The following is a 26,993-nucleotide window of genomic DNA, read 5'->3' as shown; positions in this document are numbered from 1 at the left end:
CTTGAAAAATAGGCGCGTCCCATCCTTTAAATTGAAAAAGACAAATCCCTATGGAACAGAATTTGTACCTTTATTATAAGAAAAACGAAGCTATTATGGCAACGATGGATTTAAGGGATACTGTAAAGGGGTACGTGGAAACAGCAGATATAAGACTTTTGAAAATGATAAAGGCTTTGGCCGAAAGTTACCAAAAAGATGAGCAAGAACTTGCCTTGACCGAAGAACAATATCAAATAATCGACAAGCGGAGGGAAGCCCATTTAAAGGGGGAAAGCAAATCCCTTACTTGGGAACAGGTCAAACAGAACGCAAGAAACGCCGGTCAGTAGATGACATATATTTTAGAGGTCAAGGACGAAGCCAATCTGGAAATCATCGAGGCCTATCTTTAATTATGAGGAAAAACGAACGGGACTGGGCGAAGAATTTTTGGAACACTTGGACAGTTATTTTGATAGAATCACCACAAACCCGAAACACTTCCCACAAAAGCGCAAACCTTACCGGGAAGCATTCATAAGGCGTTTTCCGTTCCTTATCGTTTACGAGGTCATAAAGAACAAGGTAATCGTTTACTCCGTGTTCAACACTTGGCAAGATCCAGTAAAGAGGAAAAAATAACCCCTGTTAAGCCAGTCTCTTGGCTCGCACCAACGGCAAATCATAGGTACGCCACGTTCATTTAGTTAAAAAGTACGTGTTTAAGTACTTTTATGGTATATTTGCACTATGGAAACAGTAAACTATACAGGCTTTAGATCAAACCTAAAACATTGGTTCGATAAGGTTGTCAACGATGTAAGCGAGGTCATCATCAAGCGCAAGGGCGGCAAGGATCTTGTTTTGATATCATTGGACGAATACAATTCATTAAAGGAAACCACCTATTTGTTGACGGGCAAAAACAGAGATATCCTCTTGAACTCCATCAAAGAACTGGAAGCGGGAAACGGTATTGAAAGAGATATGATCGAGTAGATGAAACTGACCTGGTCCACATCTTCATGGGAAGATTATCTGTATTGGCAGAAAGTCGACAAGAAAATAGTAAAACGAATAAACGAGCTTATCAAAAGCTGTATGCGCACCCCTTTTGAGGGCATTGGAAAACCCGAAGCCTTAAAAGGGGATTTACAGGGCTATTGGTCAAGACGGATAACATCGGAACACCGATTGGTCTACAAATATGATAATGATAGGTTATTGATTGCAGCTTGCCGATATCATTATGGAAAGTAACGTCCCGCTAGTGCGAGCGCGGTCGTTCTGACGTACAAGACGGTCTTAAGCCACCGAACCTTGGCAACTACTTCCCGCTCCCGCGGTACAGCCATAGCAATGCTGTGAGATAACAATGTCCCGATTGTTTAGCACGTCATCATTATAATCCTTAATGTGCTTTACCTTGCTCGCTACCTTTAGGTCCAACATTTGGTTAAAATCGCAATCGTAGAGCCAACCGTCCCAACTTACGGAAATGGTGTTGGTACACATTACATTTTCTACCGCAGCCGGGTTATAGGCTTCCACCAAGGAGTACATATAATCCTCATAATTGTCCGAAGCGATGAGATAATCCAAAAACCTTGAAATCGGCAAATTGGTAATGGCAAAAAGGTTGTGGAAATCAATGTCAAAATCGGCTTTCAGTGCTTTTTTAAAATCGTGTTCCATGGCAGCTTGGTCGGCAGGCAAAAATGCCCCCGAAGGATTGTACACCAAATCCAAACGCAAACCGCTACCTGGCCTCCCATAGCCCACTTCGTTGAGCATTTGCAGGGCCTTTATAGATTTATCAAAAACACCGTCCCCACGCTGTTTGTCGGTTTTTCCACGGGTATAGTGCGGCATGGACGATACCACATGGACATTGTGCTTTTTAAAGAATTCAGGCAGGTCGTGGTACTTTTTGTTGGCCAAAATAATGGTGAGATTGGAACGCACAATAAAATCTTGGATGCCTGCTTTGGATGCTTCCTCTACAAACCATCGAAAATCGGGGTTCATTTCAGGCGCGCCGCCTGTCAGGTCCAAAGTATGGGCCCCAGTATTCCGAATCACCTCCAGACATTGCTCCATGGTCTCCCGGGTCATGATTTCCTTCCGGTCCGGACCGGCATCCACATGGCAGTGCCCACAAACCTGGTTGCACATGTATCCCACATTGATCTGGAGCACCTCCAGTGTTTTGGGCCGTAATGGAAAATGGCCTGTTTCTGCAATTTTATCTTTAAAGTAGGGCAGCTCACCATCCGCAAAAAGCTCCCCATTTAGAACTTCTAGCTGTGTTTGGGTATTGGCAAGTGCGTCTTTCTGTGCCTTTAAGGATTTTTTCGCTGCTTTTTTTAGGTCTGTAAGTATGCTTTGTGCCATTAATCTAAAATAGGTTTACATGGAAAGTTTGTCGTACTTGTTCATCATCTGTACCCCATGTACCAAGGTGGCACCACTTTCTATGGCGGCCCCTGCGTGTACGGCTTCCATCATTTCTTCTTTGGTGATTCCCCGTTGCAGGCCATCTTTGGTATATGCATCAATACAGTACGGGCATTTAACCACGTGCGATACGGCCAGGGCGATCAAGGACTTTTCTCTGGCGCTCAGCGCTCCCTCCTCAAAAACTTTTCCGTAGTAGTCAAAAAACTTGTTGCCCAGCTCTTCGCTCCATTCGGTAATCTTACCAAATTTTCTCAAGTCAGCAGGGTCGTAATATGATTTGGCCATGTCTCTTTATTTAATGTTTCACCTAAACATACAACAAATATCACTATTCATTTTGGTCGAAACGATATGGGATGGATTACATGTTTTGATCGATAAATTGTTGGTTTTGTCAAAATAAACAAGGTTGCATCTGATTATGAGACTTTTAAAATGAAAAAGAGCGACAAATGCCGCTCTTGTACTCATTCAAATATAAACCAACCAAAACTATTTAGACGAAGGAAGTACTACGGTATCCACAACATGGATCACCCCATTGGATTGATTTACATCGGCAATCGTTACGGTGGATACATTACCAGCACCATCCTTGATCATAATGGTGCCATCACCCATCATAGCAGTCAATTTGCCCCCGTTTACCGTCGTAAGCTCTGTCATTCCATCCCCTTTTTTTATCCATTTCATTAAATCGTCGGCATTGTACTTTCCAGCCACTACGTGATAGGTAAGTACACTTTGTAATTTTGACTTATTTTCTGGCTTGAGCAAGGTTGCCACGGTTCCTTCCGGTGATTTTTCGAATGCACTGTTGGTGGGTGCAAATACCGTAAAAGGTCCCTCGCCTTGCAACGTCTCTACCAAACCGGCGGCTTTTACGGCAGCGACCAAAGTAGTGTGGTCTTTGGAGTTTACGGCATTGGAAACAATGTCCTTGCTCGGGTACATGGGAGCGCCTCCCACCATTTTAGTTTGAGAGAATCCGGTTGTAATTGTCATAAATCCAACGCAGGATAATATCAGCGTCAATGTTTTTAAAGATTTCATGTGATTTGAATTTTAGTTTATATAATCACTTACGGAGTTTTTGCGGAGGGGGTTTGGTTTTTGGTAAGATTGATGATTATTTAATCTAAATACGATGTAGGAACAATGTGTCCCAAGCTGCAATATGTTAACTTTGCTCCTTATTGATTTACCCAAATGCTTGAAAACAAATCCATAGGCCTCGTGCTTTCTGGGGGAGGTGTTCGCGGAATGGCGCACATAGGTCTGATCAAGGCCATGCGCGAACACAATCTTGAAGCCAAAGTAGTGGCGGGCACAAGTGTAGGAGCCTTGGTGGGCGCACTTTACGCCAACGACAACTCTGTGGAGGAAATGCTCGCCTTTTTTAAAGAAACACCTTTGTTTCAATATAGCTTCTTTGCCATAAAAAAGCCCGGCTTTATAGACACGGAACGCTATTTTAATATTTTTAAAGAATTTTTCCCGGAGAATAATTTTAAAAGCTTGAAGCGGCCGCTTTTTGTGGTGGCCACGGATCTATTAAAAGGAAATGAAAAAGTGTTTTACGATGGGGAACTCATAAAACCCCTTTTGGCATCGGCAGCTTTGCCACCCGTTTTTAGTCCGGTGGAGATTGATAATGTGCTTTATGCAGACGGGGGCATCATGAACAATTTTCCAAAGGAATACGTGGATCACCTAACGGATTTTATTATAGGGAGCAACGTATCTATAACCGCACCTCTGGAAAAGAAAGATTTGCGAAACTCCTTTCAGCTTACGGGAAGGGTCACCAGTTTAATGATCCATGCTTCAAACAATGAAAAATTGCACCAATGCGACCTTTTTATCGAACCAAAGGAATTGGATTCGATTGGGGTATTGGACAAAAAAGGTATCGAAAACGCCTTCAACATTGGGTATGAGCATGGCAGTAGGGCCTTGGAAAAATTTTTGTAAGCCCCCTATTCCCCGATTTTGTTGTTCAGCTGCTCAGTTGTTGAATTAGTACATCCCGTATTTCGCCCACTGTGCTGTTGACAAGGTTCAAGTGTCAAGTATTAAGTTCAGAGTTCAGAGTTAAGAGTTATTGGATTATTGAGTTACTGCAAACTGCCACTGCCGACTGCGTACTTCCGACTTCGGACATCGTGCATCAAGCATCAAGCTCAAGTTCAAGTTCAGAGTTAAGAGTTATGAGTTACAAAGTTATTGAGTTACTGCAAACTGCCACTGCCGACTGCGTACTTCCGACTTCGGACGTTTCGACTTTAGTTTATCCTGAGCATAGCCGAAGGGCTCAACGTGACATTTCGGACTAAGTTATTGGTCCAGCAACCCGAAACGGACACCCGACATCGGGCTTCTGACATCGAGCATCAAACATCGTCGTAATCCACCTTGATTTTTGATGTGATGGGATGCGACTGACAGGTCAAAACAAAACCTTCTTCGATTTCACCATCGGTAAGGATTTGATTCTTTACCATTTCCACTTTTCCTTCGGTCAAGCGGGCAATGCAGCTACTGCAAACACCACCTTGGCAAGAATAAGGAGCGTCTATATCCTGTTTTAAAACAGCATCGAGGACCAATTCTTTTTTATCCATCACAAAAGTGAAGGTCTCATCATCCAAGATTACCTCCACCTGGGTCTTGCCTTCTAATGTTCCGGCAAGTTCATCTTCGGTATCATCGCTCGTGAAAAGCTCAAAATGGATTTTTTCTTCGGAAACACTGTTTTCTTTAAGTGTAGCGGATACTTGTTGGATCATATCTTCGGGTCCGCAGAGGTAGAAAGCATCAAACTCAGTCCCCTTGAACTTGTTTTTGAGCACAAAGTTTACGGTAGATCGTTCAATCCTACCAAAAAGGGCGTCTTCCTCATGGGACCTACTGTATACATATTGCACAAAAAAGCGGTCGCCATATTGTTCCTTTAGCGACTGTATTGTTTTAAAATACATGGTCTCTTCGGGCGATTGGTTACCAAATACCAATACAAAGGTATTTTCCGGGTTGTTTTCCAAAACGGTTTGGGCAATGCTCATGATCGGCGTAATACCACTGCCGGCAGCGAACGCGGCAATTTTTTTTGGAGAGGTTTCATCAAAAACAAAACGGCCTTCTGGAACCATTACCTCTATGGTATCACCGACCTTTAAATTCTCGTTGGCATATACGGAAAAGGTGCCGCCTTCCATCTTTTTGATGCCTACCGTTAATTTTCCAGAGGATGGCGGTGTGGAAATGGAATAGGCCCGGCGTAGTTCCTGTCCGTTCAATTTATGTTTTAAGGTAATATACTGTCCAGCTTTGAAACGATAAGCTTCTTTAAGATTTTCTGGAACATCAAAAGTAAGGGCCACGGCATTGGGAGTCAATTGGTCCACCGCGGCTATGGTTAAAGCATGAAAATGGCTCATGTAAAGAATTTTGCTGCAAAATTAAGCATTACACTCCTTTTGAGCAGCTATTTTTATAAAAAGCGTACCTCTTCTGTAACAAATCCAATAAATTGGACACCAACTAAAAAAACGCCAACCATGCTCAAACATTTTATTGGACTCCAGTGGAAGTCATTTTTTAGGTCAGCAAGTTTTAAGACAGAGATTTGGTTTAAGATTTTAATGGCCTTGGGAGCACTATACTTTATTGTTGTGTTCCTGGGAATGGGCGTTGGGGCCTATTTTATTATCGAGGACATGGAAATCGGCGATCCGTTGCGGGTGGTCAATCGGTTTATGGTTTACTATTTTGCCTTTGATCTTGTATTTAGGTACATGCTGCAAAAAATGCCAGTAACCAATATTAAACCTTTGTTGTATTTGCCCATTAACAAAACCAAGGTTGTCAATTTTTCGCTGGGTAAAACCGTAATCTCGTTTTTTAACATAGCCCACGCGTTCTTTTTTATTCCCTTTAGTATTGTGTTGCTGGTTGAGGGATATCCACCAATACAGGTTATCGGATGGCATTTGGCTTTAATGGCCCTTTTTTACTGTAACAACTTCCTCAATGTTATGGTAAACAACAAAAATGCTGTTTTTTATGTGTTTGCCGTATTGTTTATTCTGGCCGGAGCCTCCCAGTACTACCAATGGTTTGATATTACCGTTTATACCCAACCCATATTCGATTTTTTCTATGACATGCCATGGACGGCCATAATTCCTTGGTCGGTTTTGTTGGGAATGTACTACGGTGCTTTCTCCTATTTTAAAAAGCATATGTATCTGGATGGTGGTCTGGCCAAAAAACAGACCGAGGCCAAAACAGAGAACTTGGAATGGCTAGATCGCTTTGGCAATCTGGGCACCTTTTTAAAGAACGACATCAAACTGATCAAGCGGAACAAAAGATCGCGAACGGCGGTGCTCATGGGCTTCTTCTTTATATTTTATGGATTGCTCTTTTTTACGGGTGCCCTCGAAGTATACGACGGGCCTTTTTGGAAAATTTTTGCGGGGATTTTTGTTACAGGAGGGTTCCTCTTTAGTTTTGGGCAGTATGTGCCCAGTTGGGACAGTAGCTATTATCCTTTGATGATGAGCCAGAACATCAAGTACCGCGAGTACTTGTCATCCAAATGGTATTTGGTGATCATTGCGACCATCATCTCCACCATTTTGGCCACCTTTTATATCTATTTTGGATGGGAGGCCTATGCTGCGGTATTGGTAGGTGCCATTTACAATGTTGGAATAAACAGTTACTTGGTACTTTGGGGCGGGGCCTATGTAAAAACCCCGATCGATCTCACCTCCAACAAAAAGGCATTTGGCGATAAACAGGCATTCAATGCCAAGACACTCCTGCTCACTTTGCCCAAATTGGTATTGCCGATGGGGATTTATGCCATTGGTCATTTTTTGATCAACCCGACCGCAGGATACGTTTTTGTGGCCGTTTTCGGTTTACTTGGATTTGTGTTCAAGAAAAAGGTGTTCACCATGATCGAGGGCATCTACAAAAAAGAAAAGTACAAAACATTGCAAGCATACAAACAGAAATAACACACCATTAATAAAAAAATACATGATCACAGTTCATAATTTAACCAAGATTTACGGAGAGCAGACCGTTTTGAACATTGAACAACTGGAAATCCCCAAAGGCCAAAGTTTTGGTCTGGTCGGGAACAACGGAGCGGGAAAAACAACCCTTTTCAGTCTGTTGTTGGATTTGATTCAGCCCTCAACCGGGCACATTGTCAACAAAGATGTGCAAGTAGACCAAAGCGAAGCTTGGAAACCGTTTACTTCGGCATTTATTGATGAGACCTTTTTGATAGGCTACCTAACTCCCGAAGAGTATTTTTACTTTATCGGGGAACTGCGCGGCAGAAACAAGGCCGATGTGGATGCCCTACTGGCCAATTTCGACGATTTCTTCCATGGGGAAATATTGGGCCAGAAAAAGTATTTGAGAGATCTTTCCAAAGGAAACCAAAAGAAAGTGGGCATTGTGGCCAGCTTTATTGGCAACCCCGAAGTAGTGGTCTTGGACGAACCCTTTGCCAATTTGGACCCGACCACCCAAATTCGGTTAAAGGGAATCATCAAGGATTTGGCGGCCAAAGAAGGGGTCACGGTATTGGTTTCCAGTCACGATTTGATTCATGTTACCGAAGTCTGCGAACGTATCGTGGTGCTCAACAAAGGCGAAATCGTGAAAGACATCCATACCTCTGCGGAAACCATGAAGGAGCTCGAAGCTTTCTTTGCCGGTTGATGTTTGAAAAGCATCGCCAAAAATTCTTGCATTTTATCGATAAGCCTTATAATAATCCGCTCATTTTTGAGTTTAAGGTTACACAAGATTATCGATAATTTTGAAGCTTCATCACACATTTTTAGGCGCCATGGTTTTGGGAGGACTTGCATTCAATGCATGTTCCACCAAAAAAGATAAATTCATCAACCGAAATTGGCACGCACTCAACACCGAGTACAACACCTTGTACAACGGTAATTTGGCCTTTCAACAAGGATTGGAAGAAATCAATGCCACGTATCGTGACGATTATTGGGAAATTCTTCCCGTGGAGCGCTTAAAGGTCACCGACGAGATAAAACTAGACTCAGAGGACAACAACCCCAACTTCCTTATTGCCGAGGAAAAGGCCACCAAGGCCATCCAAAAGCACAGCATGGACATTAAGGACGAGGAACGAAACCCTCAAATTGATGAAGCATTCCTTCTGCTCGGGAAGTCCCGCTATTTTGACCAACGCTACATACCGGCTTTGGAATCCTTCAATTATATCCTAAGAAAATATGTGGAGAGCGATAAGCTGAACGAGGCAACCATTTGGAGGGAAAAAACCAACATGCGGCTGGACAATCCCGAAGTGGCCATTAAAAACCTGAAGCGCCTCTTTAAATACGAAAAACTGAAGGACCAGGAATATGCCGACGCCAATGCGGTTCTCGCCCAGTGCTACATCAACTTGAACGCTCCCGATACGGCCATTCAAAAATTGAAGCTATCCCAGGCCTACACCAAAAAGAACCCAGAGAAGGGAAGGTACCTTTTTATAATCGGACAGTTGTACGATCAATTGGGCCATAAGGATAGCGCCAACTACGCTTACAACAAGGTGATTGAACTCAACCGTAAATCACCAAGGGTGTACATGATCAACGCACACCTAAAAAAAATCCAGAACACCGAACTTACGGAGGCCAATAGGGAAGAAATGCTGGAATACCTTACGGATTTGGAGGAGAATAGGGAGAACAGACCATTTCTGGACAAAATTTACCGTCAAGTGGCCCAGTACCACATGGCCTACGAATCGGATAGTTTGGCCTTGGCCTATTACAACAAATCGATACAAGCTACGCAGGGAGAGCGCAAATTGAATGCACTGAACTATCAGAGTTTGGCGGATTATTATTTTGATGAGGACGCGTACAGGATGGCAGGTTCTTATTATGACAGCACCTTGACCAACCTGAACGAAAACACACGGAAGTACCGGAGTATTAGTAAAAAGTTGGACAACCTCGAGGATGTTATCAAATACGAAGATATTGTACAGCATGCCGATAGCGTAATTACCTTATACCAGATGCCCGTAGCGGAACGCAAGGCCTATTTTGAGGATTTTATCGCTGAAATGAAGCGTAAGGAAGAGGCCGAAGCAGAGAAACAACAAGAACGTACCAATGCTGGGTTTGCTACGTTTGCTGACAGCAAGGGAGGAAAAGAAAATCAGGGCAAGTTCTATTTTTATAACATTACCAGTTTGGGCCATGGCAGAAACGATTTTAAAACCCGTTGGGGTACAAGGTCTCTTGAAGATGATTGGCGATGGAGCAATAGATCAAAAACCTTGGTTTCCGAGGCAACGGGCGAAGAGGTTGCAGGCAATGATGAGGTCTTGACGGAAGACCAAAAGTATTCCGTAGATTATTATTTGGAACAAGTACCGACCGATATGACCGTTATTGATAGTTTAAAGGGAGAACGCAACTTTGCCAACTATCAATTAGGGTTGATTTATAAGGAGAAATTTAAGGACAATATGCTGGCAGCCGCCAAGTTGGAACGCGTACTTTCCTCAAACCCCGAAGAACGTTTGATACTCCCATCAAAATACAACCTATACAAGATTTACGAAGAATCGGGCAGCCCTTTGGTTATGGATATGAAGCAGAACATCATCACCAACCATCCCGATACACGCTATGCCGAGATTTTATTAAACCCGCAAGCAGTTCTCGACGGAGATTCGGACAGCCCCGATGCCAGATATGCAGCTTTGTTCAAACAATACCAAAAGCAAGAATTTTTAAGGGTGATCACGCAATCCGAGGAATACATCAACAAATTTACGGGCGACCCCATTGTGCCCAAGTTTGAAATGCTGAAAGCGAATGCCATTGGTCGTTTGCAAGGATTTGAGCCCTTTAAGGAAGCCTTGAACTATGTGGCGCTCACCTACCCCAACAACCCCGAAGGGAAAAAGGCCCAGCAAATGATAGACGAGCAACTGCCCAAACTGGAGAACAAAGAATTCTCACCAGAAACAGGTTCCACGGGCGCAGGAAACTGGAAGGTAGTCTTTCCCTTTACCATTAGAAATGATGAAAAGGCCACCAAACTTAAAGAGCGTTTGGCAGAAGTAATCGAAGAATTGAATTACAAGAACATTGTTTCCAAGGATATCTATAATCTGGAAGATGAATTTGTGGTGGTACATGGTTTTCCCTCCAAAGATTTTGCCCTAGGCTTTGCCGAGCTTATAAAAAACAATAGGGACTACCTTATTAAAGATGAGAATTTTGTAATTTTATCAGATAATTACAAAATCATCCAAGTCCATAAGAACTTAGAATCATACAAAGCACAATTTTAATCCCCAAAACCCTAGAACACAATGTTTTCTGACAACAAAAAACCTCGACCTATGAATGAATTTGGCGGACAGCCCAATAGAATTGAAAAAAACACCAAAATTAAGGGCGAGATTACCTCCGAAGCCGATTTTAGGATAGATGGCAAATTGGAAGGCGATGTTACCACATCCGGCAAAGTGGTTATAGGAAAAGATGGCTACATCAACGGAAAAGTAGAATGTGTGAATGCAGATATTGAAGGGCGGTTTAATGGAGAACTTATTGTGAAGGATTTACTTTCCTTAAAATCCTCTGCAACTATTGAGGGTACCGTAAGCGTGGCAAAATTGGCAGTGGAGCCCGGAGCTACATTTAATGCTGCCTGTACCATGGGCAAAGCAGGTGCTACAGCTACCAAACCGGAGTCCATAAAGAAAAATGAGCCAGCAAAAGCCTCCTAACAAACATAAAAAAACAATAAACACAGCAGCCCGTTTGTCTGGTTCGGCCATTCAAATGGGCGTTGTTATTTATTTGGGCGTGTGGGGCGGAAAGTGGCTCGACGGCCATTTTGATACCGAAAAAGTGTTCTTGCCCATCTGTACAATAGTGGCCGTTGCGATTTCCATATATTTGGTGACTCAACAACTGAAAAAAATCAACGATTGAAAATCAGGTCTTACCCGATTGTTTTTATTTTAACTCTGTTTGTGGGGTTATTTGTTTCTTTCTTTTCCCAATCTTGGCTTTTGGAAAACAATGGTCATGACCCTTCTTCTTTTCAACTTGCAAAGAACTATGTGCTCAACGCAATAATGGCCTTGATCGTATTTTTTGCCATTTACATCTTTAGGAACAAATACCGGGATTTGCTTGGTTTCTTTTTTTTGGGAGGCAGTCTTTTAAAATTTGCACTTTTCTTCATTTTTCTATACCCTGCCTTTAATCAAGACGGTGCATTGGAGCGTTTGGAGTTCCTTGCGTTTTTTGTTCCGTACGGATATGCACTTGCCCTGGAAACCTTCTTTTTGGTGAAACTGCTTAATACTGTGTAACAAAGCGGTGAAATCAACCCGAAAAAGCAAAGAAAAAAATAATACTCAAAAAAGCTTTTTTCTTTTGAAGGAGGAATGTATTTTTGCACCAATTTTTGAGGACCCATAGTCGGATCATATGCGATATTCTTTTTTCAGTAAAAAATTAGTTGCCGTAATTTTTTTGATTGCGGGATTTGTATCGGCCCAAAACCATGAGGGAGAAGAAGTTGAAACCGGTGCCCACGATTTAAAGACCCAGATTAAGGAATACATAGACCACCACCTTCTGGATTCTCATGATTTCAACCTTTTGTCATATACAACAGATGAGGGAGAGCATAAATATATTGGATTTCCGCTTCCTGTGATTCTTTGGGACAATGGACTTAAAGTTTTTCTTTCTTCGGAGTTCGAGCACGGGGAAGCCGTGGCCGAGGTAGATGGAAATTATTACGCACTTTATCACAATAAAATTTATAAGACGGATGCCGAGGGGACTATCAATTTTGGTGGACACCACGGTGACGAAACCCACACGGAAGATGCTTTTGGAGAAGATTTAGTGGTGGATGACGCACACCCTACCAATGAGAAACCATTGGATTTTTCGATTACCAAGAATGTTGTCTTTATTATTGCCGTATCACTTTTAATGTTTTTGGTATTCCGATCAATGGCTAAAAGGTACCAAAAGAGTACTATGCCAAGAGGCTTGGGAAGATTTTTGGAGCCTTTGGTACTTTTTGTTCGCGATGAGATTGCAATTCCAAACATAGGTGAGCACAAACACAAAAAGTACATGAGTTACTTGTTGACGGTATTCTTTTTTGTGTGGATCATCAACCTGTTGGGGTTGACGCCGTTAGGAGTGAATGTCACCAACAACATTGCCGTTACTTTTGCCTTGGCAATGATCACTTATCTTATCACAACATTTACAGGGAACAAGAATTACTGGAAACACATTTTCTGGATGCCAGGTGTACCCGTTCCCATGAAAATTATATTGGCACCCATCGAATTGTTGGGAACGTTCATCAAGCCATTTTCATTGATGATTCGTTTGTACGCCAACATTACTGCGGGTCACGTAGTATTGATGAGTATTATCGGACTTATGTTCATTTTTAAGAACTGGATAGGAAGCCCGTTGTCCTTTTTATTGGCCTTTGCACTTTCTTTGTTGGAATTGCTGGTGGCCGCATTACAGGCATATATTTTTACCATGTTGTCCGCCCTATATTTTGGTATGGCGGTAGAAGAAGATCATCATTAATTAAGAGTAGAACGTTTAATATTTAAATTCATATATCATGACAATTCCAAACATCGTAGGTGCTGGTTTGATCGTAATCGGAGCAGGATTGGGTATCGGTAGAATCGGTGGTCAGGCAATGGAAGCCATTGCTCGTCAACCTGAAGCTTCTGGTAAGATCCAAACAGCAATGTTGATTGCAGCAGCCCTTATTGAAGGTATCGGTTTCGCCGCTCTTTTTGCAGCTTAATAACCGTAACAGTATTGATGAAGGCCATAGCGGTTGGCTATGGCCCTTCATTGATTTAAAATGATATAGTTAAAAGATTTAATAGTTAAGATAAATGGAAAAGTTAATCGAACAGTTTTCATTTGGGTTGTTTTTCTGGCAATTGTTGCTTTTTGTGGCCCTTTTGTTCTTGTTGAGGAAATATGCTTGGAAACCAATTCTTGGTGCTGTTGAAAAGCGTGAAGAAGGTATTAAAGATGCTCTTGAAGCTGCCGAAGCTGCAAAAAAAGAAATGCAGAACGTTACTGCAGACAGCGAAAGACTTTTAAAAGAAGCCAGAGCTGAAAGAGATGTTTTGCTAAAAGAGGCAAGGGATATAAAGGCCAGCATTATTTCCGAAGCCAAAGAACAAGCGCAAGTCGAAGGCGATAAGATGATCAAGCAGGCACAAGCCACTATAGAAAGTGAAAAGAAAGCCGCCGTTGCCGATATTAAGGCACAGGTAGCTAGCCTTTCCCTTGAAATTGCAGAAAAAGTGATTAAAGAAGAACTTTCCCAAAAAGGCAAACAACAAAAGTTGGTTGAGGACATGTTGGGAGACATTAAACTGAACTAAGAGCATGAACCAGAACAGGGCAGCCATACGCTACGCAAAAGCAACCTTGGATTTCGCATTGGAAAAGAAAGCGGCAGATGCCGTTGAAAAAAACATGCGGGAGATAGCTGCGACCATTTCCGGGAGTGAGGAGCTTCAGCACCTTTTGGAAAGCCCCATCATAAAATCAGAAGTGAAGAAGAACAGTTTGTTGGAAATCTTTAAAGATGCCAACGAGATTACCAAAGGCCTTCTTCAAACCTTGATAAGCAACAAGCGTATTGCCATGCTACAGGAAGTTGCCTTCAAATACATCATTCTTCACGAGAAATTGAAGGGTGAAGAAGTAGCTTATGTGACCACGGCAGTTCCATTGACCGCTGAGCTGGAAAAGAAAATCTTGGCTACCATTACCAAGGCAACGGGCAATACGATTACCCTGGAAAATAAAATCGATGAGAGCATCATCGGAGGATTTGTACTAAGGGTGGGAGATACCCAATACGATGCGAGCATCGCTAACAAATTGAACGGATTAAAAAGAGAATTTACAAATAGTCTATAAAAATGGCAGGAGTAAAAGCCGCTGAGGTATCAGCAATTTTGAAAAAACAGTTATCAGGTTTCGAAGCATCCGCTTCTTTGGATGAAGTAGGCACCGTATTACAAGTAGGTGATGGTATTGCCCGTGTGTATGGACTTGCCAATGTTCAATACGGGGAATTGGTGGAGTTTGACGGCGGAATGCAGGGAATCGTTTTGAACCTAGAGGAGGACAACGTAGGTGTTGTATTGTTGGGCCCATCGAAAGAGGTCGTGGAAGGCGCCACCGTTAAGAGAACCGAGCGTATAGCCTCCATCAACGTAGGTGAAGGAATTGTTGGCCGTGTGGTGGACACCTTGGGCAAACCTATTGATGGTAAAGGACCTATTTCTGGTGAAACCTACGAAATGCCCTTGGAACGCAAAGCTCCTGGAGTAATTTTTAGACAGCCTGTAAACGAGCCATTGCAAACAGGTATCAAGGCAATCGATGCCATGATTCCGGTTGGTCGTGGACAAAGGGAGTTGGTAATCGGTGATAAGCAAACCGGTAAAACCACCGTTTGTATCGATACCATCCTAAACCAAAAAGAATTTTACGATGCCGGTGAACCGGTGTATTGTATCTATGTGGCCATAGGACAAAAAGCATCAACCGTAGCCGCCATCGCCAATACTTTGGAAGAAAAAGGGGCATTGGCCTATACCACCATTGTGGCAGCCAACGCTTCCGACCCTGCTCCAATGCAGGTATATGCTCCGTTTGCCGGTGCAGCTATCGGGGAGTATTTTAGGGATACAGGTCGTCCGGCCTTGATCATCTATGATGATTTATCAAAACAAGCCGTTGCTTATCGTGAGGTATCCTTGCTTTTGAGAAGACCCCCGGGACGTGAAGCATATCCTGGTGACGTTTTCTTCTTGCACTCAAGATTATTGGAGCGCGCCGCCAAGGTCATTGCCGACGATGAAATCGCAAAGAACATGAACGACCTACCAGAGGTGTTGAAACCCATGGTAAAAGGAGGAGGTTCTTTGACAGCTCTACCAATTATTGAAACACAGGCAGGTGACGTATCCGCCTATATCCCGACCAATGTAATTTCCATTACCGATGGTCAGATATTCTTGGAGCAGGACTTGTTCAACCAAGGGGTTCGTCCTGCGATCAACGTAGGTATCTCCGTATCACGTGTTGGAGGTAATGCCCAGATCAAGTCGATGAAGAAAGTAGCAGGTACTTTGAAACTGGACCAAGCCCAGTTCCGTGAATTGGAAGCTTTTGCCAAGTTCGGTTCTGATTTGGATGCCGCTACCTTGAACGTTATTGAAAAAGGACGTAGGAACGTAGAGATCTTGAAACAGGGCCAGAACGACCCATTTACAGTTGAGGATCAGGTTGCCATCATCTTTGCAGGTTCCAAAAACCTGTTGCGCGATGTTCCTGTGAACAAGATAAAGGAGTTTGAAAAGGATTACTTGGAATTCTTGAACGCAAAGCACAGAGATGTGTTGGATACCCTTAAAGCAGGTAAATTGACCGACGAGGTGACCGAAACATTGACGGCTGTTTGCAAGGATCTTTCAAGTAAATACAAGGCATAACAATTGTCATTCCCGTGAAAACGGGAATCCATAACCAAAAAGATTCCGCATCAAGTGCGGAATGACAAAGAAGCATATGGCGAATCTAAAGGAAATACGGAACAGGATAACATCCATCTCTTCAACGATGCAGATTACCAGTGCCATGAAAATGGTTTCCGCTGCAAAGTTGAAAAAAGCCCAGGATGCCATCACGGCCATGCGTCCCTATTCGGACAAGCTTACCGAGCTTTTGCAAGGGCTTAGTGCCAGTTTGGAAGGAGACGGAGGAAGCGAATACGCTGACAAAAGACCCGTGAACAAAGTTTTGGTTGTTGCCATCACTTCGAATAGAGGTCTTTGTGGTGGATTCAACTCCAACATCATCAAGCAGAGCAACAATTTGGTGTCCAACAAGTATCCGGGAAAACAAGTTGATTTCTACACCATTGGCAAAAAGGGAAACGACATCCTTCGTAAAAGACATACCATATTGGGTGACCAAAGCAAGGTGTACGATGATTTGACCTTTGACAACGTTGCGGAAATCGCTGAATTGTTGATGCGTTTGTTCACCAAAGGTGATTACGACAAAATTGAATTGGTGTACAACAAGTTCAAGAATGCCGCTACGCAAATTGTGATGACCGAACAGTTTTTGCCCATCGTTGGCGCAGAAGGAGAGGAAGCCATTGCGGCGGATTATATTTTTGAGCCGTCCAAAGAAGAAATCGTTAAGGAATTGATTCCTAAATCCTTGAAGACACAATTGTTCAAAGCTCTTAGGGATTCTTTTGCGAGTGAGCACGGTGCGCGTATGACGGCGATGCACAAAGCAACCGATAATGCCGCCGAACTTAGGGATGAGTTGAAATTGACCTATAACAAAGCCCGTCAAGCAGCGATTACCAACGAAATCCTTGAGATTGTTGGTGGAGCGGAAGCGTTGAACAATTAAACCGAATGAAGATGAGGTCAAATTTTCCAACAGAGACGTTGAACAATTAAGCCGAACTAAAGTGAGGCTAAATATTCAATAACGGAAGCGTTGAACAATTAGATTACAATATTTTTATATAATGAAAGGCTACCAAATTCGGTGGCCTTTTTTTGTGCCTTTTTTAGCCGATTTTCAAAGTAATTGTGGAAAAACTCCAGTTTTTTTAAGGTTTTTGTCCAGCCCTAAGTCGAATAAAGTTATTAGTTTAGCCCAACGCAATCCCCATTACTTGTCGAGTGCAGCAAAAGTGTACGTCCAGAGCGGCCGTATGCGGTGTGTTGCATTAATTTTTTAAAGATTTCCCCAAATCTTTTAATATCTAAAACTTGACAAGAATGAAACAACTGAAAAACCTACTGCCCGTAATGCTATTGGCCCTCTTGGCATGGAACTGCGAAAAGGATGATGCTCCATTGAGCCCCCCTCACCATAAAAATGTTGTGAATATACAGACATTGACCCTGGAGGAGCTTAATCAAAAAGAATCCTTAAAAAAACCTTTAGGAAAGATAGACAAGTTGCTGGATGTCAACAAAACAACAAATCACACATCCAAACTCAAAACTACCGACGGCTCTTTCACAGTTTTGACCAAGGATATTGTTGAATTGACCACGAGCAACTCAAAATCGTACAGCTTTAGAACTGAAACTCCTGTGTATCCAGAAGCGGATTTTGAAAATCTAGTAATCTATAAAAAAGACGGGGAGACGTTCAAATTTTATCTTTATAGTTACAAGTACATCTTTTTTGAAGGGGAATGGCAAAATTATATTATTTCCATAGTTCCTATAGATGCGGAAGCATTGGGGCTGGAAAATTTAGTAGAGAATTTTACATCCAAAATGCTATTGGCCAACAATTGTTTATGGAATATAGTCGGATATGAGATAAGTCTTGTATGGTGTTTTGGATCCAATAACGGAAATTTTGGAATGGAAGGGAACGGATCCTCAAGTCCTATTTCTGGATGTGAGGATTGGGTGTACTTTAACCCAGATGGTATTGGAAAATGTGTAAGGACAAGAGGGTGCGTTGACTCCAATGGCAATGTGTATTCCATAACTGAATATAATGTTCAGTGTTCTGGCAATGTTGTGCACGGAGAAAACGGAGGTGGCAACGATGGGGGAAACAATGAAAACTATGATGGGGATGTTGATGATAACTGGGGCATCGAAGATGGGCCGATCAATGATGGTCCCGTAAATGGAGGGGGAACACCCAACAATGATGTTGAAGAGGAAATAGTTCCCGTAAACCCTCCTGTAGACTATGTACAGACCGCCGAACTTTGTTTGGGCCTTTTTGGAAACAATTACAACATTCCCCAAGATACCATGGAAGACTTGGGAAAATACATCTACGAGAACAGTTGTAATGACCCATTTGTATCTGAAGCAATTAATGCCCTACAGCACGGCGACAATGAAGTGGATTTTGAGGAGAAGATTATTTATCTTTTGGAGGACTATCCATGTCAGGCTGACATAATTAAAGATGCCCTTGCGGCCAATTCACCAGTTACTGATTTGGTAATGGATATATTTAATAGCGATGTTAAGCCAAGTATTACAATCCAAGCAGATGATTTAGATGACATTTTTTGGGGAGGATACACAACTGTACAGAATGGCACCCCATTTCATTATTTAATAACTATAAATACAGAACGCTTAGATGTTTCTACTGATATTGATATTGCATCTATAACCATTCACGAAAGTGTCCATGCCTTGTTGTTTTATTTTTATCAAGCAGGTTCGTTTCAATCCGAAAATGAATCGTATGCTCAACTGGTTGAAGATTTTACAATTCACCAAGCTTCTTTTGGAGGCGACCACCATGAGTATATGCAAAACTTAGTAGGCTATATCGCTGATGCCTTATATGAATGGGCAATTAACAGCGGTTATTCTCCAAGTGATTTTCTTAGTTTCAATACAATTGATAACAATAATTATGATGGACTTAGAGAATATTTAGACAAACTTGCTTGGAATGGGTTAACTGACACAGGTACTTTTGAGCTACTATATCCAGAAGGAACTCTGGAAAGACAAAATATAATACAATTAATTAATTCAGAATCTTTGCCTTATGAAAACTCGGCAAATCCCAAAGGGACTATATGTGATTAGTATCATTATAGTTTGTTTTAGTTGCAAGGCGATTAAGCCTAACACCTATATTGTAGGTGAGGCATATAAAGTAGCTAAAGTTTCTATAAACTATTTAATTGAAACTAAACTTGAATATTTAAAAAGGCAAGATAAAGACACCATAATTCTATATCAAAAGGTAGATACTTTCGAAATTAAAGATTTTAAAAAGCATATTGATAATTTCCAAATTCAAAAAGAGGCTAATTTAAACATACCAGAATGTGCTGATTCGATTTATAAAAATTTTGATTTTGCTAATACTCAAAAAGAGATAAAAGGAATTTTAGAATGGGATATTAGTAAATTGGAAACAAAAAAAGTAATCAAAAAAGAAACCTCAGAGATTAAAAGATTAGACCATCGTTTAAAATTGTCAGTCCCGGTTTTTAACAAAAAAATTGATAAAGCTTTGGTACTATTAAATCATATTAATACGGGGCAAATCATCTACTATTTGGAGAAGAGGCCTTATGGTTGGGAGGTAAAGTGTGAAGTCTATATTGCTTTTCATTAGCTGAATTAAATTATTCAATTAATATATTCTGAATCTTCACCTTATGAAAACTAGGCAAATCCACTTGGTACTCCTTGTGATTAGTCTATTCTTATTTATTGCTTGCAAGGCATTGCCCAAAGAAGAAATTTTGGTAAATGAAACATATGGAATCATTAACACAACTCTTAATGATTATAAAAATCCCAACAAACCTTATGTTATAATAGAAGAAACAGTAGGACTGGCAATAGAAGACTTCAACAGTCACATGAACGGCCAAAAAGTATTGAATGATGAGGGCTACAATTCTGACCCGTGTGCAATGCGCTATATTGAAGGCAAAGTGAAATTAAACAAAACCACCTTTAGATTAAAAACGTGGGATAGATCAAAAATCACTTATAATGAAGTAAGTTATATTAGTCGTGAAAAGCTGGGTAAAAACATATCTATGAAAGAGGCCAATGAACTTATGGGCAAACAAATTTTTAGTTTCTCAAACCCGATTTATGATAAGAGTTTGGTTAATGCAGTAATACTTATAAACATAAGCAGGGAAGGTGAAAAACACCATTTTCTAAATAAGGAAGATGGAAAGTGGATATTGAATTGTGAATATTATATTAGCGTATATTAAATATTAGTTAGTACATACAGGCTTCGTAGCTCGCCTAGTGCTACATATTCAATAGCTCAAGCGTTGAACAATTAGAATTACAATATTTCTATATAATTGGAGGCCACCATTTCGGTGGCCTTTTTGTTTTTCTTGACATTACGACTAAAGGCTTTTGCGTAACTTGTAGCCACCTAATCAAGGTTTTTAAAGAAGCAACACCTATTGAACCCATTAAAAAGGCTTTTTAAACAAACATTTATCTATGGTTTGGCCACGGTATTGCCGCGGGTGCTCTCTTTTTTGTTGGTGCCCTTATATACATCGGTAATGAACCCCGAAACCTATGGTGAGATTTCAGTTATCTTCTCGTGGTTTGCCATTTTTAATGTGGTGCTTGCTTACGGTATGGAAACGGCTTTTTTCCGTTTTTTCAATAAGTATTCCAATAAGGAGAACGTGATTTCAACTTCGTTGATTTCATTGCTGATATCCTCCTTGGCCTTTTTTGCAGGATCGCTGATTTTCAAAGAAACCTTTGCTTCGCTAATAGATGTTAAAGCGTCACTGATAATTTATATCATCTTAATTCTCGTTCTAGATGCATTGGCCATTGTTCCCTTTGCTTGGCTCAGGGCAAAGGAGCGACCACTTCGATATTCAATTGTAAAAGTGAACAGTGTGGCGATGAATTTGCTGTTGAATATTTTTTTCTTGACCATATTGCCGAGATTGGCGGAAAATGGGTCGTCGTTTTGGGCGGAAATCTACAAAGAAAATTTTCAGATTGAATATGTATTTATCGCCAACGTGATTTCCAGCGGCGTGGCCTTTTTGTGGGTGAGCGGTATTTATTTTGACACTAAATATAGCTTTGATAAACGTTTATGGAAGGAAATGCTCAAATATTCCCTCCCCATTATGGTAGCTGGGCTTGCATTTACGGTAAACGAGGTTTTTGACCGTATTCTTTTAGATCGATTATTGCCCGAAAACGTTGCCAAGGCAGAAATCGGAAAGTATTCCGCTTGCTATAAATTGGCCGTGTTCATGACGCTGTTCGGCACCGCCTTCCGATTAGGGGTGGAGCCTTTCTTTTTTAGTCATGCGAACACTGAAAATCCAAAGAAAGCCTATGCCCAGATTACCAACTATTTTGTGATTATGGGCAGCCTTATCTTTTTGGGAGTGATGGTATTTATAGATCCCTTGAAAAAACTATTGGTGCGCGATGCCGCTTTTTGGGAAGCCTTGGACGTGGTTCCCATTATACTTTTGGCCAGTTTCTGTTTGGGCATCTACCACAACCTGTCCGTTTGGTACAAGGTAACCGACCGGACCAAGTTCGGGGCCTATATTTCATCCGTGGGGGCAATCATTACCTTGGTCATCAATATAAGCCTTATTCCAAAAATTGGGTATATGGCATCCGCTCTGGCCACTTTGGCGGCCTATGGTAGTATGATGCTTTTGTCCTATCATTTTGGAAAAAAATACTACCCCGTTCCCTACAACATGCGGAAGATAGTCTTCTACCTTTCCGTATCACTCATATTTTCAATACTATCATTCTATGTTTTTAATAGAAATTTAATAGCCGGCAGCATACTGTTTTTGTTATTTTTGGGGTTAGTGTATAAGATGGAAGGAGATAAATTACGAAGCATATTATTAAGACGTGAAGATTAAGATCATCAACAAATCGGGCCACAAGTTGCCACATTACGAGACGCTTGCTTCGGCAGGTATGGATTTACGAGCGGATATTGAATCACCCATAACTTTAAAACCCTTGGAAAGGGCCATTGTCCCAACAGGACTTTTTATGGAGCTTCCCGTGGGTTACGAAGCACAAGTACGGCCACGTAGCGGACTCGCCGCCAAAAAAGGCGTCACCGTTTTAAATGCTCCAGGCACTATTGATGCCGATTATCGTGGAAACGTTGGGGTAATCTTGGTGAACCTGTCCAATGAAGACTTTACCATCGAAAATGGGGAACGTATCGCCCAATTGGTTATCGCAAAGCACGAACGTGCCGAGTGGGAAGAAGTCGAAACCCTTTCGGATACCGATAGGGGCGAGGGCGGATTTGGAAGCACTGGCACCAAATAGAGAAGAATGTCAGGTCGAGCGCAGTCGAGACCCTGTTGAATAAATTATAACCTTTAAAAGACACCTGCGTAGGCAGGTGTGTGACATATGAAAATAATCGTACCCATGGCGGGAAGAGGATCCCGATTAAGACCGCATACATTAACAGTTCCAAAACCATTGATTCCCGTTGCGGGCAAGCCGATTGTGCACCGATTGGTGAGCGATATTGCCAAGGTATTGGGAGAACCCATTGAGGAAGTCGCTTTTATTCTCGGCGACCCGGCCTTTTTTGGCGATGATGTTGTGGAAAGCTTAATGGAACTGGCAAGTGAATTGGGGGCCAAAGGTTCCATTTACAGACAGGACAAACCGCTTGGAACGGGACACGCCATAATGAGTGCCAAAGAATCTTTGAGTGGACCTGCCGTAATTGCCTATGCCGACACCTTGATTCGAGCCGATTTTGATTTGGATAAATCGGCCGACAGTGTTATTTGGGTAAAACAAGTGGAGCAACCGGAAGCTTATGGAGTGGTAAAACTAAATGGAAGCAAGGAAATCGTCGAGTTGGTCGAGAAACCACAAGAGTTTGTTTCCGACCTTGCTGTAATCGGTATTTATTACTTTAAGGACGTTGGTGTGCTAAAAAATGAATTACAACATGTGTTGGACAACGACATTACCCATGGTGGCGAATACCAAATCAATGATGGCATAAAACGGATGATGGAAAAGGGCATGAAATTTGTTCCTGGTAAAGTGGATGAGTGGATGGACTGTGGCAATAAAAATGTGACCGTGGAAACCAATCAGCGTATGCTGGGCTTTCTGGAAAATGAGGGTGAAAACATGATTGCCGATTCCGTAAAACAGGAAAATGCGAATATTATAGAGCCTTGTTTTATTGGCGAGAACGTAGTGCTTAAAAACACAACGGTCGGACCTTATGTTTCGGTTGGAGCGAATACCGTTTTAGAGAATTCAACCGTAAAAAATAGTTTGATCCAGAGCAATAGTAAAATAAGCAACGCCAACTTGGACAATGCAATGATTGGCAATCACGTTGTTTATAATGGTAATTTTGAGACCATTAGTATTGGAGATTATTCCGTTTTGGAATAACTTTAGAATGGATTTTTAGTTGGATGGGGACTTAGGATATTACTATGAAAAAGAAACTTCTTGTTTGGATGGTTTTGGGAGCATCAATGGTGATGTATTGTGATACCTATGCCCAAGAAAAAGTGAATCTGAACTTTCTTTTTGATGATTGGGTCATTTCCGATAAGGAATCTACTTTAAAGCAAATAATACTTAGAAAACCAGGCTTTACCAAAACATTGTCAAAAGAAGATTTGAAGACAATTTACACTTTCAAAATAGGTCTGGATTCTGTGGTCTGTACAAGTCAGATAAAAAACTATTCTGGTTGGATTTGTGGTTCAGAACCTATAAGTTCTGGGAATGATTCACCCAAAAAGGAGGTTTGGTCCTTAAACTATGAGGGTAACCAACTTACCAGAGGATACTATTTTGGAAACAATCAAAGCCCAATATATGCCAGTATTTATAAAATAGTTAGTTTGAACCATAACTATTTAAAGCTCCAATTGTTGGATGAGGTTTTTAATTAGGTAGAGTTAAAATGAAAAAAGAGTTTCTTTTTAGGCTGATTTTGGCTGTGTTCTTGGTTACGCAGAGCATTGCCATTGCCCAAGAAGAACAGGAAAGCGCCGAAGTCTATCTCGAAGAATATACCGATGAGTTTCAAGAGAACTTCTTTGAGGCCTTAAAGCAAAAAGGTATCCAAAACTACGATAGGGCCGTGGATTTGCTCCTAAAATGCAAACAACTGGAGCCGAACAATAGTGTAGTGGCCTATGAACTGGCCAAGGCCTATATGCTCGACAAGAAATATGTACAAGCGCAGGATTATGCTATTGAGGCCTTGCTTTCAGAACCAACCGATTATTGGTATTTGGATAATTTGCTCACTATTTTGGACAAGCAGGGAAGCCCTATCGAAAACGTAAAACAGCAAATACCTTATGGAAACAATAAACTTAAGCAAAATATGGCCGTCTCATTCTTTAAAATGAAGAAATACGAGGAAGCCTTAAAAGTGCTTGATGATCTGGAAAGCTCTCCATTAAAATCAGACTTGAACCAAAAAATAAACGACTCCCTCCAAAAAGGAAAACAGGAACAAATTACTTCAATTCCCCAGAAAGAAGTGGAAGTTTTGGATGACCCTGTAGCCCAGTTAAAATCACAGATGGAAAAACTGATTGCTGCAGCAGATTTTAAGGAGTTATTGAATGTTTCGAAAGAAGCTTTGGACAGGTATCCATTACAGCCCTATTTTTATTTTGCCTACGGGACAGCATTGAACAACACGGCAGATCCGAACAAAGGCATAGAGGTTTTGGAAAGTGGACTCGATTATCTATTGGATGATGAAGGGTTGAAGAATAAAATCTACAAACAGCTTTCCGAAGGGTACTCCAAAATTGGAAATCCCCAAAAGGCAAACGAATATTTGAACAAAATCAATTCAGGATTATAATGCACCCATATAAAAACATAACTAAAATCGCCTTGCTGATAGCTTTCCTTCTCACCCTTGGATCCTGCAAGAGTACCAAGTCAATTACAGGAGGGGAAGTGGATTCAAGAATGTCGGCGAGGAATATCATCAATGCCCATTACTCCAATCAGCCAAAATTTAAAACATTGAGAGGCAGGGTCAAGATTGATTATGCCAATGGAGATGATTCGCAGGGCGTAAACGTCAGCCTCCGTATGGAAAAAGACAACGTCATCTGGATGAGCGCGCCCTTGGGTGTGGTCAAAGCCCATATTACCCCGAACAAGGTTTCCTTTTACAACAAATTGCAAAACGAATACTTTGATGGGGATTTTAGTTACTTAAGTGACTTGCTGGGAACGGAACTCGATTTTGAAAAAGTACAGAACCTGCTTCTAGGAAATGCGGTCTTGGATTTAAGAAAGGAAAGATTCAATTCTGAAGTGTACAATGGCAACTACCAACTAAAGCCAAAAAAGGCCAGGGAGTTGTTCAAAATTTTATTTCAACTGGAGCCAAAAAACTTTAAAATAGCAACTCAAGAAATCTCCCAACCAGAAAAAATGAGACAATTGCAGGCAAATTATACCTATCAGAATATTTCTGGAAACGTGTTGCCCAATGAAGTGAAGATCGTAGCGGAAGAAGCTGGGGATTTAACCACGATAGATTTGAGCTTTCGCAACTTAGAAATCAATAAATCCATGAATTTCCCCTACAAAGTACCAAAGGGATATGATAAAATTACATTAAAGTAATATGAAAGATAGAATTTCATATTGTATTTATTGTCTGATAGTTATATTTTTCACTTCAGTAAGTTCCCATGCCCAAACTAGCGAGCAAAAGGTGTTAGAGGCCAAACGGGAGCGATTGCAAAAGGAAATCAAGGAAATCAATAGGTTGCTCTTTGCCGAAAGGAAAGAAAAAGGCACTGTTTTGGATCAAATGGAAGCCTTGGACAATAAAATAAACGTTCGCCAAGAGCTCATTCAGGTCACCAATCAACAGTCGAATTTGCTCAACAGGCAAATCAATGTCAACATAAGGAACATCAGTAAGCTTCGGGAAGATTTAAAAATACTGAAAGAGGATTATGCCGAGCTCATTCAAAAAACCTATCAGAACAAATCGCAAAGCAATCGGTTAATGTTCCTGTTGTCTGCCGAGAATTTCTATCAGGCATTCAAACGGCTTCAGTACATGCAGCAATATGCAAAGCATCGTAAAAAGCAAGGAGAGGGAATCGTTAAGAAAACCGAAGAACTTAAAACCCTGAATCAAGATTTGGTGCGTCAACGAAAGGAAAAAGACCAGCTCATAGCCGAAAATCAAAAAGCAAAGGCCGAATTATCCAAAGAGATCGAGTCCCAAAGAAACCTTTTAAGGAGCATTAAACAAAACGAGGCCAAATACACTGCCGCCATAGCCGAAAAGCAAAAGGAGGCCCGTAAAATTGATCGTGAGATAGAAAGAATGATTAAAAGTGCTATCGCAAGTTCCAATAGAAGTTCAGGGAAATCTACCAGTAGCGCAACCTTTGCCTTGACGCCCGAGGCCAAGCTGTTGGCGGATAACTTTTCATCCAATAAAGGAAGGTTGATTTGGCCTGTGGAAAAGGGAGTGAAAAGCCAGGGATATGGGGTGTATGCGGATAAATTGTATCCCGGAATCAAGCACCGAAACAACGGTGTCACCATTACTACCGATGCGGGGAGTAAGGCAAGAGCCATTTTTGAGGGTGAGGTGATAGCCATTTTAACTGTGCCCGGTGGAAAAAAAGGCGTACAGATAAAACATGGAAACTACATCAGTACATATTACAACCTATCCAATCTCTACGTTAAAAAAGGGGATAGGGTCGCCGCCAAAGAAGTGCTCGGCGAAATAAATACCAATCGGTTGGATGGCACCACAAAATTGAAGTTTTATCTTTACAAGGACTCCAATCGCTTGAATCCCGAAGATTGGATCTATCAACTTTAACAC

The 26,993-nt window shown here is 41.4% G+C and carries 31 protein-coding genes; 27 read left to right on the top strand and 4 right to left on the bottom strand.

From position 1 onward, the window contains the following. Positions 1–50 precede the first annotated feature (50 nt). The 4 genes from AC13CS_RS15080 (at position 51) to AC13CS_RS15065 (ending at position 1,242) form a co-directional block, all read left to right on the top strand. Positions 51–332, top strand: a complete 282-nt coding sequence (locus AC13CS_RS15080) for an addiction module protein (protein ID WP_293166350.1) — start codon at positions 51–53, stop codon at positions 330–332. Between the two features lie 100 nt (positions 333–432). Then, positions 433–624 carry a hypothetical protein gene (locus AC13CS_RS15075; protein WP_482888856.1) on the top strand — a complete coding sequence of 64 codons (192 nt, stop codon included), beginning with the start codon at positions 433–435 and terminating at the stop codon, positions 622–624. Between the two features lie 108 nt (positions 625–732). Next, a complete protein-coding gene (locus AC13CS_RS15070; RefSeq protein WP_293166352.1) occupies positions 733–981 on the top strand; it encodes a type II toxin-antitoxin system Phd/YefM family antitoxin in 249 nt (82 codons plus the stop codon). Continuing rightward, on the top strand, positions 982–1,242 hold the full coding sequence (locus tag AC13CS_RS15065; protein ID WP_293166354.1) for a Txe/YoeB family addiction module toxin: 261 nt from the start codon (positions 982–984) through the stop codon (positions 1,240–1,242). A 45-nt stretch (positions 1,243–1,287) separates the two neighbouring features. On the opposite strand, the gene arsS is transcribed toward AC13CS_RS15065, so the two are convergent. The 3 genes from arsS to AC13CS_RS15050 all read right to left on the bottom strand — a co-directional run bounded on the left by arsS (position 1,288) and on the right by AC13CS_RS15050 (position 3,495). Continuing rightward, positions 1,288–2,376 carry an arsenosugar biosynthesis radical SAM (seleno)protein ArsS gene (gene arsS / locus AC13CS_RS15060; RefSeq protein ID WP_293166356.1) on the bottom strand — a complete coding sequence of 363 codons (1,089 nt, stop codon included), beginning with the start codon at positions 2,374–2,376 and terminating at the stop codon, positions 1,288–1,290. 15 nt (positions 2,377–2,391) lie between these two features. Further along, positions 2,392–2,727, bottom strand: a complete 336-nt coding sequence (locus AC13CS_RS15055) for an arsenosugar biosynthesis-associated peroxidase-like protein (protein ID WP_119607732.1) — start codon at positions 2,725–2,727, stop codon at positions 2,392–2,394. A 207-nt stretch (positions 2,728–2,934) separates the two neighbouring features. Next, positions 2,935–3,495, bottom strand: coding sequence for a fasciclin domain-containing protein (locus AC13CS_RS15050; protein ID WP_293166362.1), 561 nt, complete (start codon positions 3,493–3,495; stop codon positions 2,935–2,937). Positions 3,496–3,651: 156 nt separating this feature from the next. Between AC13CS_RS15050 and AC13CS_RS15045 the strand changes: the two genes are divergently transcribed. Then, on the top strand, positions 3,652–4,416 hold the full coding sequence (locus tag AC13CS_RS15045; protein WP_293166364.1) for a patatin-like phospholipase family protein: 765 nt from the start codon (positions 3,652–3,654) through the stop codon (positions 4,414–4,416). A 419-nt stretch (positions 4,417–4,835) separates the two neighbouring features. On the opposite strand, the gene AC13CS_RS15040 is transcribed toward AC13CS_RS15045, so the two are convergent. After that, positions 4,836–5,882 (bottom strand): ferredoxin--NADP reductase, encoded by a 1,047-nt coding sequence (locus tag AC13CS_RS15040; RefSeq protein ID WP_293166366.1) that lies wholly within the window; start codon positions 5,880–5,882, stop codon positions 4,836–4,838. A gap of 120 nt (positions 5,883–6,002) precedes the next feature. Between AC13CS_RS15040 and AC13CS_RS15035 the strand changes: the two genes are divergently transcribed. The 22 genes from AC13CS_RS15035 to AC13CS_RS14930 all read left to right on the top strand — a co-directional run bounded on the left by AC13CS_RS15035 (position 6,003) and on the right by AC13CS_RS14930 (position 26,990). Continuing rightward, positions 6,003–7,472 (top strand): DUF5687 family protein, encoded by a 1,470-nt coding sequence (locus AC13CS_RS15035; RefSeq protein WP_293166368.1) that lies wholly within the window; start codon positions 6,003–6,005, stop codon positions 7,470–7,472. 22 nt (positions 7,473–7,494) lie between these two features. Continuing rightward, positions 7,495–8,190: an ABC transporter ATP-binding protein gene (locus tag AC13CS_RS15030; protein ID WP_293166370.1), complete on the top strand. Its 696-nt coding sequence runs from the start codon at positions 7,495–7,497 to the stop codon at positions 8,188–8,190. A 100-nt stretch (positions 8,191–8,290) separates the two neighbouring features. Then, positions 8,291–10,822, top strand: a complete 2,532-nt coding sequence (gene porW, locus AC13CS_RS15025) for a type IX secretion system periplasmic lipoprotein PorW/SprE (RefSeq protein WP_482888855.1) — start codon at positions 8,291–8,293, stop codon at positions 10,820–10,822. Positions 10,823–10,843: 21 nt separating this feature from the next. Next, on the top strand, positions 10,844–11,263 hold the full coding sequence (locus tag AC13CS_RS15020; RefSeq protein ID WP_293166372.1) for a polymer-forming cytoskeletal protein: 420 nt from the start codon (positions 10,844–10,846) through the stop codon (positions 11,261–11,263). Beyond that, entirely contained in the window at positions 11,241–11,471 is a 231-nt protein-coding gene (locus AC13CS_RS15015) for an AtpZ/AtpI family protein (protein ID WP_293166374.1), read from the top strand. Before AC13CS_RS15020 ends, AC13CS_RS15015 begins: the two co-directional genes overlap by 23 nt. Next, entirely contained in the window at positions 11,468–11,857 is a 390-nt protein-coding gene (locus tag AC13CS_RS15010; protein WP_293166376.1) for a DUF6168 family protein, read from the top strand. The genes AC13CS_RS15015 and AC13CS_RS15010 overlap by 4 nt, the downstream gene beginning before the upstream one ends. Before the next feature lie 118 nt (positions 11,858–11,975). After that, a complete protein-coding gene (gene atpB, locus AC13CS_RS15005) occupies positions 11,976–13,115 on the top strand; it encodes a F0F1 ATP synthase subunit A (protein ID WP_293166378.1) in 1,140 nt (379 codons plus the stop codon). Between the two features lie 37 nt (positions 13,116–13,152). Beyond that, the gene (gene atpE, locus AC13CS_RS15000) at positions 13,153–13,344 is read left to right on the top strand and encodes an ATP synthase F0 subunit C (RefSeq protein ID WP_053970734.1); all 192 of its coding nucleotides are present in this window, start codon (positions 13,153–13,155) and stop codon (positions 13,342–13,344) included. Positions 13,345–13,438: 94 nt separating this feature from the next. Next, positions 13,439–13,939: a F0F1 ATP synthase subunit B gene (locus AC13CS_RS14995; RefSeq protein WP_293166387.1), complete on the top strand. Its 501-nt coding sequence runs from the start codon at positions 13,439–13,441 to the stop codon at positions 13,937–13,939. A gap of 4 nt (positions 13,940–13,943) precedes the next feature. Then, positions 13,944–14,483 carry an ATP synthase F1 subunit delta gene (gene atpH, locus AC13CS_RS14990; RefSeq protein WP_293166389.1) on the top strand — a complete coding sequence of 180 codons (540 nt, stop codon included), beginning with the start codon at positions 13,944–13,946 and terminating at the stop codon, positions 14,481–14,483. A gap of 2 nt (positions 14,484–14,485) precedes the next feature. Continuing rightward, positions 14,486–16,066, top strand: coding sequence for a F0F1 ATP synthase subunit alpha (gene atpA / locus AC13CS_RS14985; protein ID WP_293166391.1), 1,581 nt, complete (start codon positions 14,486–14,488; stop codon positions 16,064–16,066). Between the two features lie 76 nt (positions 16,067–16,142). Beyond that, positions 16,143–17,003 (top strand): ATP synthase F1 subunit gamma, encoded by an 861-nt coding sequence (gene atpG / locus AC13CS_RS14980; RefSeq protein WP_293167258.1) that lies wholly within the window; start codon positions 16,143–16,145, stop codon positions 17,001–17,003. A gap of 377 nt (positions 17,004–17,380) precedes the next feature. After that, a complete protein-coding gene (locus tag AC13CS_RS14975) occupies positions 17,381–19,186 on the top strand; it encodes a hypothetical protein (RefSeq protein WP_293166393.1) in 1,806 nt (601 codons plus the stop codon). Further along, complete coding sequence (locus AC13CS_RS14970; RefSeq protein ID WP_482888854.1) at positions 19,179–19,724, top strand: hypothetical protein; 546 nt, start codon at positions 19,179–19,181, stop codon at positions 19,722–19,724. The genes AC13CS_RS14975 and AC13CS_RS14970 overlap by 8 nt, the downstream gene beginning before the upstream one ends. Before the next feature lie 43 nt (positions 19,725–19,767). Beyond that, complete coding sequence (locus AC13CS_RS14965; protein WP_293166397.1) at positions 19,768–20,343, top strand: hypothetical protein; 576 nt, start codon at positions 19,768–19,770, stop codon at positions 20,341–20,343. Between the two features lie 204 nt (positions 20,344–20,547). Beyond that, a complete protein-coding gene (locus tag AC13CS_RS14960) occupies positions 20,548–22,011 on the top strand; it encodes an oligosaccharide flippase family protein (protein WP_293166399.1) in 1,464 nt (487 codons plus the stop codon). Next, entirely contained in the window at positions 22,001–22,435 is a 435-nt protein-coding gene (dut, locus tag AC13CS_RS14955; protein ID WP_293166401.1) for a dUTP diphosphatase, read from the top strand. Before AC13CS_RS14960 ends, dut begins: the two co-directional genes overlap by 11 nt. 87 nt (positions 22,436–22,522) lie before the next feature. Further along, positions 22,523–23,539 carry a sugar phosphate nucleotidyltransferase gene (locus tag AC13CS_RS14950; protein WP_293166403.1) on the top strand — a complete coding sequence of 339 codons (1,017 nt, stop codon included), beginning with the start codon at positions 22,523–22,525 and terminating at the stop codon, positions 23,537–23,539. Between the two features lie 44 nt (positions 23,540–23,583). After that, on the top strand, positions 23,584–24,051 hold the full coding sequence (locus tag AC13CS_RS14945; RefSeq protein WP_293166405.1) for a hypothetical protein: 468 nt from the start codon (positions 23,584–23,586) through the stop codon (positions 24,049–24,051). Between the two features lie 11 nt (positions 24,052–24,062). Next, a complete protein-coding gene (locus tag AC13CS_RS14940) occupies positions 24,063–24,983 on the top strand; it encodes a hypothetical protein (protein WP_293166407.1) in 921 nt (306 codons plus the stop codon). After that, positions 24,983–25,762, top strand: coding sequence for a lipoprotein insertase outer membrane protein LolB1 (gene lolB1, locus AC13CS_RS14935; RefSeq protein ID WP_293166409.1), 780 nt, complete (start codon positions 24,983–24,985; stop codon positions 25,760–25,762). Before AC13CS_RS14940 ends, lolB1 begins: the two co-directional genes overlap by 1 nt. A 1-nt stretch (position 25,763) precedes the next feature. Beyond that, a complete protein-coding gene (locus AC13CS_RS14930; protein ID WP_293166411.1) occupies positions 25,764–26,990 on the top strand; it encodes a peptidoglycan DD-metalloendopeptidase family protein in 1,227 nt (408 codons plus the stop codon). Positions 26,991–26,993: the final 3 nt, after the last annotated feature.

The sequence above is a fragment of the Flagellimonas sp. B-3 genome, from assembly GCF_056857835.1.
This window is presented reverse-complemented; position numbering and strand designations above follow the sequence as displayed.

Bases quoted from the DNA above. Each gene is read 5' to 3' on its own strand.
- AC13CS_RS15080 (WP_293166350.1), top strand. From the start codon at position 51: ATGGAACAGAATTTGTACCTTTATTATAAGAAAAACGAAGCTATTATG.
- AC13CS_RS15070 (WP_293166352.1), top strand. From the start codon at position 733: ATGGAAACAGTAAACTATACAGGCTTTAGATCAAACCTAAAACATTGG.
- AC13CS_RS15065 (WP_293166354.1), top strand. From the start codon at position 982: ATGAAACTGACCTGGTCCACATCTTCATGGGAAGATTATCTGTATTGG.
- arsS (WP_293166356.1), bottom strand. From the start codon at position 2,376: ATGGCACAAAGCATACTTACAGACCTAAAAAAAGCAGCGAAAAAATCC.
- AC13CS_RS15055 (WP_119607732.1), bottom strand. From the start codon at position 2,727: ATGGCCAAATCATATTACGACCCTGCTGACTTGAGAAAATTTGGTAAG.
- AC13CS_RS15050 (WP_293166362.1), bottom strand. From the start codon at position 3,495: ATGAAATCTTTAAAAACATTGACGCTGATATTATCCTGCGTTGGATTT.
- AC13CS_RS15045 (WP_293166364.1), top strand. From the start codon at position 3,652: ATGCTTGAAAACAAATCCATAGGCCTCGTGCTTTCTGGGGGAGGTGTT.
- AC13CS_RS15040 (WP_293166366.1), bottom strand. From the start codon at position 5,882: ATGAGCCATTTTCATGCTTTAACCATAGCCGCGGTGGACCAATTGACT.
- AC13CS_RS15035 (WP_293166368.1), top strand. From the start codon at position 6,003: ATGCTCAAACATTTTATTGGACTCCAGTGGAAGTCATTTTTTAGGTCA.
- AC13CS_RS15030 (WP_293166370.1), top strand. From the start codon at position 7,495: ATGATCACAGTTCATAATTTAACCAAGATTTACGGAGAGCAGACCGTT.
- AC13CS_RS15020 (WP_293166372.1), top strand. From the start codon at position 10,844: ATGTTTTCTGACAACAAAAAACCTCGACCTATGAATGAATTTGGCGGA.
- AC13CS_RS15015 (WP_293166374.1), top strand. From the start codon at position 11,241: ATGAGCCAGCAAAAGCCTCCTAACAAACATAAAAAAACAATAAACACA.
- atpB (WP_293166378.1), top strand. From the start codon at position 11,976: ATGCGATATTCTTTTTTCAGTAAAAAATTAGTTGCCGTAATTTTTTTG.
- atpE (WP_053970734.1), top strand. From the start codon at position 13,153: ATGACAATTCCAAACATCGTAGGTGCTGGTTTGATCGTAATCGGAGCA.
- AC13CS_RS14995 (WP_293166387.1), top strand. From the start codon at position 13,439: ATGGAAAAGTTAATCGAACAGTTTTCATTTGGGTTGTTTTTCTGGCAA.
- atpH (WP_293166389.1), top strand. From the start codon at position 13,944: ATGAACCAGAACAGGGCAGCCATACGCTACGCAAAAGCAACCTTGGAT.
- atpA (WP_293166391.1), top strand. From the start codon at position 14,486: ATGGCAGGAGTAAAAGCCGCTGAGGTATCAGCAATTTTGAAAAAACAG.
- atpG (WP_293167258.1), top strand. From the start codon at position 16,143: ATGGCGAATCTAAAGGAAATACGGAACAGGATAACATCCATCTCTTCA.
- AC13CS_RS14975 (WP_293166393.1), top strand. From the start codon at position 17,381: ATGAAACAACTGAAAAACCTACTGCCCGTAATGCTATTGGCCCTCTTG.
- AC13CS_RS14965 (WP_293166397.1), top strand. From the start codon at position 19,768: ATGAAAACTAGGCAAATCCACTTGGTACTCCTTGTGATTAGTCTATTC.
- AC13CS_RS14950 (WP_293166403.1), top strand. From the start codon at position 22,523: ATGAAAATAATCGTACCCATGGCGGGAAGAGGATCCCGATTAAGACCG.
- AC13CS_RS14945 (WP_293166405.1), top strand. From the start codon at position 23,584: ATGAAAAAGAAACTTCTTGTTTGGATGGTTTTGGGAGCATCAATGGTG.
- AC13CS_RS14940 (WP_293166407.1), top strand. From the start codon at position 24,063: ATGAAAAAAGAGTTTCTTTTTAGGCTGATTTTGGCTGTGTTCTTGGTT.
- lolB1 (WP_293166409.1), top strand. From the start codon at position 24,983: ATGCACCCATATAAAAACATAACTAAAATCGCCTTGCTGATAGCTTTC.
- AC13CS_RS14930 (WP_293166411.1), top strand. From the start codon at position 25,764: ATGAAAGATAGAATTTCATATTGTATTTATTGTCTGATAGTTATATTT.